Raw genomic sequence first — 12,825 nt, 5'->3', positions numbered from 1 at the left:
GCTTGGGGTGGGCGCGGTTGGGTGGGGCGCGGTTAGGTGGGGCGCGGTTGGGTGGGGCGAGTTCAGGGGGCGTCGAGTGGGGCCAGTTCAGGACGGTCGGCGTCGAGTGGGGCGCTTCCATGGGGGCGGCGTCGAGTGGGGTGAGGTCAGGGGAGCGGCGGGGTGGGATGAGGTCAGGGCGCGGCACCGATGTCGGGGCGGGGCAAGCGTTCCGGGACCGTGTGCCCTCAGGTGAAGCGAGCGAGCGGTCGCCGCGAGCGGGGAGGGCTCCGCGCCGACGTGTCGAATGGCGTGCCGCGACGGTGCGACTGCCACGGACGGTCCCGCTTTCACTCCTTCTCCCCAACCGTCGACTTCATAGATCTGTCCACAGAAAGTCCCGATCAGGGGGTTAATGTCGGAGGTTCGGGATAGCATGCCTGCATGAGCTTTCCGACACCTTCACCCCCACCACCCGGCGGGTCCGACCCGCTCGCGGTCGTGCTGCGCGAGGTCCTCGACGCGGATGCCGCGCTCTCGGCCGCAGAGGCCCGCAAGACCCGGGCGCTGGCCCGGGCGGGGCGCCTTGCGCTCGATGTCATGGCGGGGCAGCGGGCGTCGTCCCGCGCCGCGGAGATGGCGCTTCGGGAGGTCGCGTCGGAGATCGCCGCCGCGCAGTGCCTGTCCGATCGGTCGGTGCAGGCACAGATCGGCAAGGCACTGACGCTGGTCGATCATTTCCCGGCTACGGTCGATGCGTGGGAAGCGGGAGCACTCTCCCGGGCTCACGTGCAAGCGATCGTGGACGCCGGCACCCCGGTGCCCGTCGACAAGCGTGCGGAGTTCGACCTCCTCGCGGTAGCCACAGCGGAGGGGCTGAGCCCCGGGCGCCTACAGGCGCGGCTGGTGACTCTGGCGGAACGTCTGCAGCCGACGACGATCACGGAACGGCACCAGCGCGGACGTGAGGAACGATGCGTGAGGCTGGTGCGGGGTGAGAACGGGATGTCGGATCTCATCGCCACCCTTCCGACCGTGCTCGCGGTGGGGATCTACGACCGGTTGACGCAGCAGTCGCGGGCGCTGATCGATGCGCGGCAAGACGCCGACGCGCCACAGCCCGCGGCGGGGCGGCGGAACGAAACGGGCGCAGCATTCGGCCTGACACCGGCGGGCGAGAGCACCGCGGGCCCGCCTTCCCGGTCCGGCGACACGGCGCCCGCCTCTGCCTCTGCGTCGAGCAGGGACGAGGCGTATGCGGGCAATCCAGTCTCAAGCGGGCGTACGAGCGGCGACGCCGAACGGGATACTCGCAGCACCGACCAAGTGCGCGCTGACATCCTCGCTGACCTGCTCCTCACCGCAGCGCCCGATGCAGACCCCACCCGCATCGACGACGGCCCCGGCGCACTCGGTGCGATCCGCGCGCGGGTGCAGGTCGTCGTCCCCGCGCTGTCGGTCCTGAACCCCGAGCGGGAGAACATCGACCCCGCCGAACTCGTCGGACATGGCCCCATCGACATCGACACCGCCCGACGCCTCGCAGAAGCGACGAGAGTGCCCTGGGACCGGGTACTCACCCACCCCGTCACCGGAGCCGTGCTCTGCACCGACACATACCAGCGGACCGCCGCGATCGACCGACACCTCCGCGCCCGCGACCGACACTGCCGGTGGCCCGGCTGCACCGCCCCCGCCATCCGCTGCGAGGTCGACCACAACCTCGATCACGCCCTCGGCGGGAAAACCCACGTGTGCAACCTCTGCCACTTCTGCCAAAGACACCACACCCAGAAGCAATTCACCCGCTGGCAGGTCAGACAACTCCCCGGCGGAGTCATCGAGTTCACCTCACCCACCGGGCGCGTCTACACCGACCATCCGCTGCCGTACGCGCCGGCCGTGCGCTTCGCCCCGGATGATTCATCGACAACATCAGCGAACGACCGACAGAACGCACCCTTCTGACGCGCACGGTCTCTCGGCATGCCCGCGACCATGACCTCGACGATTCCCGAGATCATGCCGGCGCGCCCGCGATTCACCCGCGCGGTCTGCCTGAGACCATGACCTCGACGATCCCCGCGACCACTGCCCGCGCGTTCGTGGTTCAGCCGCGCGGCATACCCGCGCGCCCGTGATCCACTCGCGCGGATGTGCCGCGCATCCGCAACCCGCCTCGGACCGACAGCCCCTTCGAGCTGGAGCAGCCACACGGCTCTACCCGGACGGTGATTCCCCACAACGCGACGATGGACGTTCGACGTCGCCACCGCACTCACGACCGAGAGAAACCGCCCGCCTCGCACCCACGTCGATCCACACGAACAGCAGTAAGACGGATAGCGCCGTATCCCTCGCTACCCGACACGACCTATTCCGTTAGCAATGCTAATGAGCTACCCTCGAGGCAGGAACATGAACGACCGCGTCGACGAATCCCCCCTTCCCGACCAGGGCCATGACTACAGTGCGGCGGCATCCGAGCTGCGCATGGCCACGTTCCGACTGGCCCGCCGCCTCAGGGCGCAACGAGCCATCGACACCATGAGCGACGGGCAGTTCGCCGTCCTCGCCGCTCTCACGGTGCACGGCGCGCACACGCTCGGTCAGCTGGCCGATCGTGAGCGCGTCAGTGCGCCGTCGATGAACCGCACCGTGACCCTGCTCGAGAACGCGGGCTACATCTCCCGCACTCCCGACGAGACCGACCGCCGCCGCGTGACGATCGACCTCACCGATTACGGCCGCCGCATTGTGGACGAGACCGTCCGACGACGCGACGCCTTCGTCGAGGAGGCCCTCGCAGAACTCACCCCGGAAGAACGCGAAACACTCGCCCGCGCCGCGACGATCATGAGGAAGGTAGCCGACAGATGAGCACATCGATGTTCCGGTCGCTGTCGATCTTCAACTACCGCGTCTGGTTCATCGGAGCCCTCGTCTCCAACATCGGCGCCTGGATGCAGGCGACAGCGCAGAACTGGGTCGTCCTGACCCAGCTGACCGACAACGACGCGGCCGCCATGGGCGTCACCATGGCCCTTCAGTTCGCTCCGCCACTGCTGCTCGTGAGCGTCACCGGTTGGGTCGCCGACCGGTTCGACCGACGCAAGCTCATCATGTGCACCCAGAGCGCCCTCCTGGCACTGGCGCTGACGCTCGGCATCCTGCTCTTGACCGGAGCGATGACCCTGCCTCTGATGTTCGTGTTCGCCCTCGCACTGGGCGTGGTGACGGCCTTCGACAACCCGGCCCGGCAGGCGTTCGTGTCCGATCTCGTGGCCCAGGAGAACGCGTCGAACGCCGTCGCCCTCAACGCCGCCTCCTTCAACACCGCCCGACTCATCGGCCCCGCGGTGGCCGGCGTGATGATCGTCCTGGTCGGCACGGGATGGGTGTTCCTCGTGAACGCCTTCACCTTCCTGGCGATGATCGGCGCCCTCCTGCTGATGCGCCCGCACGAACTCGTCGCCCACCATCGCCGCGGCGGGCCCGCACGGCTGGCCGACGGCTTCCGCTACGTCGCCCGACGCCCCGACCTCGTCGTCATCTTCGTGATGGTGTTCCTCCTCGGCGCGTTCGGCATGAACTTCCCGATCTTCGCGTCGACGATGGCGCTCGAGTTCGGTCGCGGCGCCGACGGGTTCGGCCTGCTCAGTTCCTTCGTCGCGATCGGTTCGCTCGCGGGCGCCCTCCTCGCGGCGAGGCGCGACCGCGCGCGGATGCGCGTCGTCATCCTCGGCTCCGGCGGATTCGCCGTGGCATCCGCCTTGTCCGTCCTCGCTCCGAGCTACTCGGCGTACGCCGCCACCCTCGTCTTCACGGGGTTCTGCGTCGTGACCACCCTCACCACCGCGAACGGATACGTCCAGACGACCACCGACCCCGCCCTGCGAGGACGCGTGCTCGCGCTGTACATGGCGATCCTGCTCGGCGGCACCCCGATCGGCGCGCCCATCGTCGGCAGCGTCGCGGCCCAGTTCGGCCCGCGCATCGCGATCGCCCTCGCGGCCGTGGTCGCCGCCATCGCCTGCGGCATCGGCGTCGCGTGGACCCTGGCCTCGGGCCGACTCCACCGCCACGAGACGAAACGCTTTCGCCTCACCCTCGACGAGACCCGCCCCATCCAGACGGTGCCGGCCGAACCCGAGGACTTCAGCGACGAGATCGCCGGCACCACCCCGATCCCCCTGCCGCCCGCCGATCGCGCCCCACGTCCCGCCCCGCGCCCGCGCCACGGCGCCTGAGCGCGCGCCGACGGCACCTCGAGCTCCGCACCCGCGACCCCACCATCCACTCGGAACACCAGCGCCCTTCCTGCGCGCGCGACCGCGATCCCGGACGCCACGATGCCACCGCACCCCGCGCGAACCGCGAGCGACGTCGTCGAGCGTCCGCACACCCCCCACAACCGGCGCACGAGCCGAGAAGCCGCGAGTGCCTCCCGAGGAACCGACGCGCAAGCCCTCCCACTCGGTCATTTCGCTAGATAAGCTAGCGACATGACCGAGAACATGGCTGGACGCCGCTGGGCGGGCCTCGTCTTCATCAGCATCGCCGTCTCGCTGATCATCGTCGACTCGACGATCGTCAACGTCGCCGTCCCCTCGATCGTCGAGGAGCTCGGCATCTCGTCGACCGAGGTGCAGTGGGTCCAGGAGGCCTACACGCTCGTCTTCGCGTCGTTCCTCCTCGTGTTCGGCAGCCTCGCCGACCGCTTCGGCCGACGACGACTGCTCCTGCTGGGCGTCGCCGTCTTCGCGATCGCCTCGATCGGCGCGGCCCTCGCCCCGACCGGCGGACTGCTCATCCTCGCCCGCCTCGTGCAGGGCATCGGCGGGTCGATGATCCTGCCGACCACCCTGTCGCTCATCAACGCCACGTTCCGCGGGCGCGAGCGCGGCATCGCGTTCGCCGTCTGGGGATCGACGATCGGCGGCATGGCCGCCGTCGGGCCCCTCCTCGGCGGTTGGCTGACCACCGCCTTCTCGTGGCGATGGGCGTTCGGCATCAACATCCCCCTGGGGCTGATCATCGTCATCGGCGTGGTGGTCACCGTCGCCGAGTCGCGCAGCGATCGCGTCGACCGCATCGACGGCGTCGGCGCCCTGCTGTCGGTCCTCACGATGGCACCCCTCGTGTTCGGCCTGATCGAGGGCCGGACGTACGGATGGTGGACCGTCGACACCGCCCCGACCCTCGGCGACTGGACCTGGCCAGTCCCTCTGTCTCCGGTTCCCCTCGCGTTCGCCCTCTCCGCCGTCGCCCTCGCCGCTTTCATCGCGTGGGGCGCGCGACGCCAGCGTCGCGGTCGCTCCACGCTCCTGGCCTTCGGACTCTTCCGCATCGCCTCCTTCCGCAACGGCAACATCGCCGCGGCCGTGGTGTCGCTGGGCGAGTTCGGCATCATCCTCGCCCTCCCCCTGTGGTTGCAATTCGTCGTCGGATTCGACGCCCTGCAGACCGGATTGCTCCTGCTCGCCCTCGCCATTGGCTCCTTCGTCGCGAGCGGCATCGCGGGTGCCTTGAGCGGGCGGGTCACCCCCGTCTGGATCGTGCGCGGCGGACTGCTCGCCGAGATCGTGGGTGTGGCGGGCGTCGCCTTCACGATCGGACCGGATGCCACGTGGGGCCCACTCATCCCCTTCCTCTTCGTCTACGGCGTCGGTGTCGGCCTCGCCACGGCGCAACTGACCGGCGTGGTCCTCGCCGAGGTCCCGCCGGCGGCGAGCGGCCAGGCCTCGGGAACGCAGTCGACCTCGAGACAGCTCGGGGCGGCCCTCGGCGTCGCGGTGCTCGGCACGGTGCTGTTCTCCACGACGGCTGGGGCGCTGGCATCCACCCTCGACGACCGGGGCATCCCCGCCGCCGAACGCGACCAGGTGGTGTCGCAGGTGGTCGACAGCGCGGGCGGAGCGATCGCCGGACTCGCGGCCTCGCCCGACACGCAGGACCTCGCCACCGACGCCCGCGCGGCGTTCAGCGACGGCACGCGCGCGGCGGCGTTCACGGCGGCGGCGTTCCTCACGCTGGGACTCGTCTCGACGGTGAGCCTCGGTGCGCCGGCCCGACGTCGCGACGAGCGACCGAGGGTGACGACGCGGACCTGAGGCCGGCCGGAAGGGGGTCCGGCACGATCGATTCGAGTGAATAGAAGACAGCGCGCCGCGATGTCAAGGGGTCCCGCGCGTCGGACGCCCCCGATCGCGTTTCCCTACTGTGCAGGTGTCCATTTCGCACAACCGATCTCGTGGGGAGATCCATCATGCCGAAGCTCACTCGCCGTTCCTCTCGCATCGCCACCGCGATCGCCCTGCCCGCGGCCGTGGTCGCGGCGGGCGTCCTCGTGTCGACGAGCTCGTACGCCGCCTTCTCCGACACCACCTCGAACGAGCAGAACACGTGGCGCGCGGGAACCGTCCAGCTCGCCGACGACGACGCGGGCCGCGCCCTGTTCACGGTTCCCAACGCCAAGCCCGGCGACGGGGGCGCGAACTGCATCGCCGTCACCTCGACCGGCTCGCTCGCCTCGCAGGTGCGCCTCTACGCCACCGACCGTTCCTCGACCGCCGGTCTCGCCGACAACCTCGTCCTGACCGTCGAACAGGGCTCGGGCGGCGGATACGGCACCTGCAACGGCTTCACCGCCGAGAAGACCGTCTACGACGGCCGCCTCACCGGCTTCGCCGACGCGCATTCGTCTTTCGCGAACGGCGCCGCCACGTGGAGCCCGACCGGCGGCGGGTCCGAGACGCGCACCTTCCGCATCTCGTGGAAGCTCGTCGACGACGCCCCCGACAGCGTCCAGGGCGGCACCGCGTCGACCTCGTTCGTGTGGGAAGCCCAGAACAGCTGATCCGGTGCACCCCGCTCGCCTCCTGCTGACGGCGGGAGTGGCGGCGGCTCGAGCGATCGTGACGCTGATCGTGACGCTCGGGTTCTGGGCGGCGGCGCCGCTCATCCTGGGGTGGATGCCCACCACCGTGATGACGGCGTCGATGTCGCCGGCCATCGAGGTGGGCGACGTCGTGGTGGCACGACCCGTTCCGCGCGAAGCGCTCGTCGCGGGACGGGTCGTACTGGCCACCGACCCCGACTGGCCGGACCGCCTGCGCCTGCACCGCATCGCGGCGCTCGACGACCGCGGCGACCTGGTCACCAAGGGCGACGCCAACCCCTCCGCCGACAGCTCACCGCTGCACCCCGACGCCGTCCACGGCGTCGGGGTGCTCCGGGTGCCGTTCGTCGGTCTGCCGATCGTGTGGGTGCGCTCGGGCGACGTCGTCCCGCTCGCCGCGTGCGTCCTCGCCTTCGCGGGATGCCTCGCCCTCGCCCTCCGCCGGGGCGACGAGGACGAGGAGACGGATGCCGATCACCCACCGCCACCCGCCCCTTCGGCGTCCCTCACCCGGCGCGCGCTGCGCACCCGCGCACTCGAGAAACCGGATGCCGACACGCCCCCGCCACCCCTCACCCGACGCGCGCTGCGCACCCGCGCGAGAGCAGGCTCCGCCCGCCAGCGCCGACGAACCGCCCGGAGTGCGCTCGCCTTGACCGCGATCACGGCCCTCGTCGCGACGGCCGTCGCTACCCCCGCCTCGGCGGGCTTCCACGCGGACGCGACGACCTCGGGCTCCGTGACCGCCGGCCGCGTCACGGCGCCCTGGGCACTGGAATGCTCGAGCGGACTGTTCTCGAACGCGGTGATCTTCTGGAGCTACGACGGATGGCAGCCGCGTAGCTTCGACATCCTCGCCGACGGCTACGTCATCGTCCGCGACATCGCACCGGGAGAACGAGCCGTCCGCCTCCCGTCCGGGTCGTGGCCGATCCTCGGCGCCTCCCGCGTCACCGTCCGCGTGAACGTCGGTCAGCGCTGGACGGCCGAGTCCGGCGGAGTCGCCATCTCGGGGACCCTCTTCGGCCGCCCCTACTGCTCCTGAGCCCGATCAGACCCGGGAGCCCACTCCGTCGTCCACCGGCACGAGCCGCCGCAGCTGCGTGACGTGGCGCGGCTCGAGCTCGGCGAGCGACGAGACGCCCAGCAGGGTCATCGTGCGCTCGATCTCGCTGCGCAGGATCGCGATCGTCCGATCGACGCCCTGCCGCCCGCCCGCCATCAGGCCGTAGAGGTAAGCCCGGCCGATGAGCGTGAACTTCGCCCCCAGAGCAACGGATGCCACGATGTCGGCGCCGTTCATGATGCCGGTGTCGACCATGACCGTCGCATCCTTTCCGACCTCGCGCACGACCTGCGGCAGCAGGTGGAACGGGATGGGCGCACGGTCGAGCTGACGACCGCCGTGGTTGGACAGCACGATGCCATCGACACCGAGGTCGATCAGGCGCGCAGCGTCGGCGACGTTCTGCACGCCCTTGACGACGATCTTGCCGGGCCACATGCCGCGGATGACGTCGAGGTCGTCGTAGCTGATCGTCGGATCCATCGCGGCGTTCAACAGTTCGCCGACGGTGCCGCCCGTGGTGCTGAGCGAAGCGAACTCGAGCTTCGGGGTGGTGAGGAAGTCGATCCACCACCACGGACGCGGGATCGCGTTGATGATCGTGCCGACCGTCAGCTGCGGCGGGATGGAGAAGCCGTTGCGCTTGTCGCGCAGGCGAGCCCCGGCGATGGGGGTGTCGACGGTGAACTGGAGCGTGTCGAAACCGGCCTTGGCGGCGCGCTCGACGAGCCCGTACGAGATCGAGCGGTCCTTCATCACGTACAGCTGGAACCAGTTGCGACCGTGCGGATTCGCCGCCTTCACGCCCTCGATCGAGGTCGTGCCCAGGGTCGACAGAGTGAACGGGATGCCGGCGGCCGCCGCCGCGGACGCTCCCGCCGTCTCACCCTCAGTCTGCATGAGACGGGTGAAGCCCGTCGGCGCGATACCGAAGGGCAGGGCGGACGGCCCGCCGAGAATCTCGCACGAGGTGTCGACGTCGGCGGCGGGGCGCAGGATGTCGGGATGGAACTCGACGTCTTCGAACGCACGGCGGGCGCGGTCGAGCGACAGCTCGCCCTCGGCGGCGCCGTCGGTGTAGTCGAAGGCGGCCTTGGGCGTGCGACGTTTGGCGATCGCTCGGAGGTCGGCGATCGTGAGCGCGGCGTCGAGACGGCGCTTGCGGGCGTCGAGCTCGGGCTTCTTGAACTGCATGAGCTCGAGGAGCTCGCCGACCTTCGGCAGCTGACGCTGAACCATGGGAATCCTCCGTCGGTGTGGTCTGACCACATCGTACGGCGCGACCCGGCGTCCCGCTACGTCTCGCGCGTGATCGTGACCTTCACCTTGAGGTTGCTCTTGCCGGGCCCGGCGTAGACCCCGCGCAGCGGGGGCACGTCGTTGTAGTCGCGACCGCGACCGACCAGGACGTGCCGATCGCCGATCTCGATGTTGTTGGTCGGATCGAAGCCCTGCCAATCGCCGGCGAACCACTCCACCCACGCGTGCGACTCCCCCGTCACCGCCTCGCCGACCTCGGCCGACGGCTTCGGGTGCAGGTATCCCGAGACGTAGCGAGCCGGGATGCCGACTTCGCGCAGCGCCCCGATCGCGATGTGCGCGATGTCCTGGCACACACCCTTACGGGCCTCCCAGGCGTCGACCGCCGTCGAGTGCACGCCGGTGACGCCCTGCATGTAGTCGATGGCATCGCCGATGGCCTCGGCGATCGCGTGCGCCGCGGGTCCGGGCCGGTCGTGCTGCGCCGCGATCGAGCGGGCGAGCTCGGCGACCTCGGGGTGCGGGGTCGTCCGACGGGTCTGCGTGAGCTGCTCGACGGTCGTGATCGAGCGTCCCGCCTCGGCCGCGAGCTGCTCCCACGTGATGTCGGCGTGCTCGATCGGTCGCGGCCGCACCTCGACGAGCGAGCGCGCCGTGATCGTGAGGGCCGCGTGCGGCGACAGCACGTCGAAGGCGGCCACGCGCGTGCCGAAGTAGTCGACGTACTGGTTGACCGAGGTCGACGGCTCGATGTCGAGCGACGAGCTCAGCACGAACTGGCTGTCGGTGGAGTGCGGCAGCATGCGCGCCTCGTTGTACGAAGCGACCACGTCGCCCGGGTAGACGAACCCCGTCTGATGCTCGATGCGTAGGCGTTTCATGAGATCTCCCCGATCCAGCTCGGCTCGGCCTGCGTCGGGAAGAAGCGCGAACGGATGGCCTCCGACGCCTCTCGTGTCACCGTCTGCACGCGCTGCATGTGCTCAGGCAGATCCGTGAGCACGTCGCTGACGGGCCGGTACTCGAGGTCGTTGCGGATCTGTCCCAGCGCCCGCAGCACGGTGTTGGAGTGACCGACACGATCGGCGCGCGGATCGATCGCGCTCATGCAGTCCTCGGCGCGCTGGATCGAGTAGATGATCGAGCGCGGGAACAAGCGGTCGAGCAGGAGGAACTCCGCCGCGTTGCGCGCGCTCGGCATCCCCCGATACGTGCGGAGGTACGCCTCGTACGCGCCGCACGAGCGCAGGATCGTCGTCCACGACGGCCCCGAGACCTCGGTCAGCGACCGCGTCGCGAGCAGCCGCGCCGTCATGTCGGTGCGCTCGATGCTGCGCCCCAGCGTGAAGAACTGCCACGCCTCGTCGCGGTTCGTCGACGAGTCGACGATGCCGATGGCCAGCGCCGCGCGCTCGCGCACCCACTGGAAGAACTCATGCACCTTGTCGGTCTGCAGGCGCCGAGGCATCCGCGAGTTCGTGGTGTTGAGGATCTCCCACAGCTCGGTCGACACGATCTCACGCGCACGTCGGGCGTTCTCGCGCGCTGCGGTGAGCGAGTAGGCGATGCTCGACGGGTTCATCCGGTCGACGGCGAGGCGCGCGAGCACATCGTCGCGCCGCACCGTGTCGACGTTCTCGGGCCAGGCCGAGCCCATGACGCTCAGCAGCGAACGGCAGGCGGTGTCCTCGTCGATCCACGGATCCTCCAGCAGCAGCTGCAGGTGCACGTCGAGGATGCGGGCGGTGCCGTCGCTGCGCTCGATGTAGCGTCCGATCCAGAAGAGCGATTCTGCGATGCGGCTCAGCATGACGCGTCCTCCCGTCCGGCGCCCGAGGACCCCGAGCCCGTCGAAGGGTCCGGGACCATCTGTGACGCCTGCTGCTGCTGCTCGGCCTGCGGACCGTGCTGCACGGCGGCATCCTGCTGCTGCTGCTCCTGCTGTTCCTTGCCCGAGGGTCCTCCGCCCGGGCGCGGATCGCGCGGCGAGGTCGAGGGAGCGGGCTGACCGTCGTAGATGATCGGGATCGCCTCGGTCACGGCCGCCTGGTCGGCGACGAGACCCGAGACGCCGTTGCCCTGCCCGTACTCGATGTGGCCGGGAGCGGCGCCGCCCACGATCCACGTGTCCTTCGATCCGCCGCCCTGGCTGGAGTTGACCACGAGCTGCCCCTCCGGCAGCGCCACCCGGGTGAGCCCGCCCGGGAGCACCCAGATGTCGTCGCCGTCGTTGACCGCGAAGGGGCGCAGGTCGGCGTGACGGGGTCGCATCCCGTCCTCGACGAGCGTCGGGATGGTCGAGAGCATCACGACCGGTTGCGCGATCCAGCCGCGCGGGTCGGCGAGCAGGCGCTTGCGCAGCGCGTCGAGTTCGGCGGGCGAGGCGTCGGGTCCGACGACCAGGCCCTTGCCGCCCGAGCCGTCGACGGGCTTCACGACCAGCTCGGGCAGGCGGTCGAGCACCTCCTCGAGCGCACCGGGATCCTCCAGCCGCCAGGTGTCGACGTTCTTCAGGATCGGTTCCTCGGCGAGGTAGTACCGGATGAGGTCCGGCACATAGGTGTAGAGCAGCTTGTCGTCGGCGACGCCGTTACCGACGGCGTTGGCGATCGTGACGTTGCCCAGACGCGCGGCGAGCATGAGGCCGGGAGCACCCAGCATCGAGTCGGCGCGGAACTGCAGCGGGTCGAGGAAGTCGTCGTCGACGCGACGGTAGATGACATCGACGCGCTGCGGACCGCGGGTCGTGCGCATGAACACCTTGCCGCCGATGCACAGCAGGTCGCGGCCCTCGACCAGCTCGACGCCCATGAGACGCGCGAGCAGCGTGTGCTCGAAGTACGCCGAGTTGTACACGCCCGGGGTGAGCACGACGATGTTCGGGTCGTCGATCCCGGGCGGGGCAGAGGCGCGCAGGGCCGCGAGCAGCTTGTTCGGGTAGTCGCCGACGGGACGCACCCGCATCGAGACGAACAGCTCGGGCAGCGTCTGCGCCATGACCCGGCGGTTCGAGATGACGTACGACACCCCCGAGGGCACGCGCACGTTGTCCTCGAGCACGCGCATCTCGCCGTGCTCGTCGCGGATGAGGTCGATCCCCGAGACCTGGATGCGCACGCCGTTGGCGCTGCGGATGCCGGCGGCCTGGCGGTAGAAGTACTGCGACGACGAGATGAGACCCGCGGGCAGGATGCCGTCGCGCACGCAATGCTGATTGCCGTAGGCGTCGTCGAGGAAGGCCTCCAGGGCCTTCACCCGCTGCTTCACGCCGGCCTCGATGCGCGACCACTCGTCGTACGCGATGACGCGGGGCACGGCATCCAGCGGGAAGGGTCGCTCCTCGCCCGCGAAGTCGAAGGTGACGCCCTGCGCGAGGTAGGAGCTGGCGAGCGACTCGGTGCGCCCGCGCAGCTCCTCCTGCGTCATCTGCGCCAAGGTCTGGTACAGCTCCCGATACGCCTCGCGCGAGGGGGCGGCGTCTCCGGGCGAGGCCGGGACGCCGAACATCTCGTCGTACGCCGGGATGCCGGATGCGGTCTTGCGCGGCGCCAGCGTGGAGCCGTAACCGTCGAACAGGTCACCCATGCGACGACTCTACTCAGAGCGGTGTTGCGGACAC

Annotated in this window: 10 protein-coding genes; 6 read left to right on the top strand and 4 right to left on the bottom strand. The window is 70.1% G+C overall.

Going from position 1 to position 12,825, the window contains the following annotated elements:
- The first annotated feature begins 423 nt into the window (after positions 1–423).
- The 6 genes from Q9R20_RS08315 to Q9R20_RS08290 all read left to right on the top strand — a co-directional run bounded on the left by Q9R20_RS08315 (position 424) and on the right by Q9R20_RS08290 (position 7,925).
- On the top strand, positions 424–1,947 hold the full coding sequence (locus Q9R20_RS08315; RefSeq protein ID WP_311248894.1) for a DUF222 domain-containing protein: 1,524 nt from the start codon (positions 424–426) through the stop codon (positions 1,945–1,947).
- A 450-nt stretch (positions 1,948–2,397) separates the two neighbouring features.
- Positions 2,398–2,859, top strand: coding sequence for a MarR family transcriptional regulator (locus Q9R20_RS08310; RefSeq protein ID WP_311248893.1), 462 nt, complete (start codon positions 2,398–2,400; stop codon positions 2,857–2,859).
- The gene (locus tag Q9R20_RS08305; protein ID WP_311248892.1) at positions 2,856–4,229 is read left to right on the top strand and encodes an MFS transporter; all 1,374 of its coding nucleotides are present in this window, start codon (positions 2,856–2,858) and stop codon (positions 4,227–4,229) included. Before Q9R20_RS08310 ends, Q9R20_RS08305 begins: the two co-directional genes overlap by 4 nt.
- Positions 4,230–4,484: 255 nt before the next feature.
- Positions 4,485–6,092: a DHA2 family efflux MFS transporter permease subunit gene (locus Q9R20_RS08300; RefSeq protein ID WP_311248891.1), complete on the top strand. Its 1,608-nt coding sequence runs from the start codon at positions 4,485–4,487 to the stop codon at positions 6,090–6,092.
- A gap of 155 nt (positions 6,093–6,247) precedes the next feature.
- On the top strand, positions 6,248–6,838 hold the full coding sequence (locus Q9R20_RS08295) for a TasA family protein (protein WP_311248890.1): 591 nt from the start codon (positions 6,248–6,250) through the stop codon (positions 6,836–6,838).
- Between the two features lie 4 nt (positions 6,839–6,842).
- Complete coding sequence (locus Q9R20_RS08290; protein ID WP_311248889.1) at positions 6,843–7,925, top strand: S24/S26 family peptidase; 1,083 nt, start codon at positions 6,843–6,845, stop codon at positions 7,923–7,925.
- Positions 7,926–7,931: 6 nt separating this feature from the next.
- Here the strand turns inward: Q9R20_RS08290 and Q9R20_RS08285 are convergent, their stop codons facing one another.
- From Q9R20_RS08285 to Q9R20_RS08270, 4 genes are read right to left on the bottom strand one after another with little or no spacing between them, the layout of a single operon-like run.
- Positions 7,932–9,185 (bottom strand): alpha-hydroxy acid oxidase, encoded by a 1,254-nt coding sequence (locus tag Q9R20_RS08285; protein ID WP_311248888.1) that lies wholly within the window; start codon positions 9,183–9,185, stop codon positions 7,932–7,934.
- 56 nt (positions 9,186–9,241) lie between these two features.
- Positions 9,242–10,087, bottom strand: a complete 846-nt coding sequence (locus Q9R20_RS08280) for a transglutaminase family protein (RefSeq protein WP_311248887.1) — start codon at positions 10,085–10,087, stop codon at positions 9,242–9,244.
- Complete coding sequence (locus Q9R20_RS08275; RefSeq protein ID WP_058233492.1) at positions 10,084–11,016, bottom strand: alpha-E domain-containing protein; 933 nt, start codon at positions 11,014–11,016, stop codon at positions 10,084–10,086. The genes Q9R20_RS08280 and Q9R20_RS08275 overlap by 4 nt, the downstream gene beginning before the upstream one ends.
- Entirely contained in the window at positions 11,010–12,791 is a 1,782-nt protein-coding gene (locus Q9R20_RS08270; protein WP_295839174.1) for a circularly permuted type 2 ATP-grasp protein, read from the bottom strand. Before Q9R20_RS08270 ends, Q9R20_RS08275 begins: the two co-directional genes overlap by 7 nt.
- Positions 12,792–12,825 lie beyond the last annotated feature (34 nt).

It is taken from the genome of Microbacterium sp. PRF11 (assembly GCF_031844085.1).
Lineage (GTDB): Bacteria > Actinomycetota > Actinomycetes > Actinomycetales > Microbacteriaceae > Microbacterium.
This window is presented reverse-complemented; position numbering and strand designations above follow the sequence as displayed.

Coding starts and splice junctions, on each gene's coding strand:
- Q9R20_RS08285 (WP_311248888.1), bottom strand. CDS start 9,185: ATGGTTCAGCGTCAGCTGCCGAAGGTCGGCGAGCTCCTCGAGCTCATG.
- Q9R20_RS08310 (WP_311248893.1), top strand. CDS start 2,398: ATGAACGACCGCGTCGACGAATCCCCCCTTCCCGACCAGGGCCATGAC.
- Q9R20_RS08270 (WP_295839174.1), bottom strand. CDS start 12,791: ATGGGTGACCTGTTCGACGGTTACGGCTCCACGCTGGCGCCGCGCAAG.
- Q9R20_RS08295 (WP_311248890.1), top strand. CDS start 6,248: ATGCCGAAGCTCACTCGCCGTTCCTCTCGCATCGCCACCGCGATCGCC.
- Q9R20_RS08315 (WP_311248894.1), top strand. CDS start 424: ATGAGCTTTCCGACACCTTCACCCCCACCACCCGGCGGGTCCGACCCG.
- Q9R20_RS08280 (WP_311248887.1), bottom strand. CDS start 10,087: ATGAAACGCCTACGCATCGAGCATCAGACGGGGTTCGTCTACCCGGGC.
- Q9R20_RS08275 (WP_058233492.1), bottom strand. CDS start 11,016: ATGCTGAGCCGCATCGCAGAATCGCTCTTCTGGATCGGACGCTACATC.
- Q9R20_RS08305 (WP_311248892.1), top strand. CDS start 2,856: ATGAGCACATCGATGTTCCGGTCGCTGTCGATCTTCAACTACCGCGTC.
- Q9R20_RS08300 (WP_311248891.1), top strand. CDS start 4,485: ATGACCGAGAACATGGCTGGACGCCGCTGGGCGGGCCTCGTCTTCATC.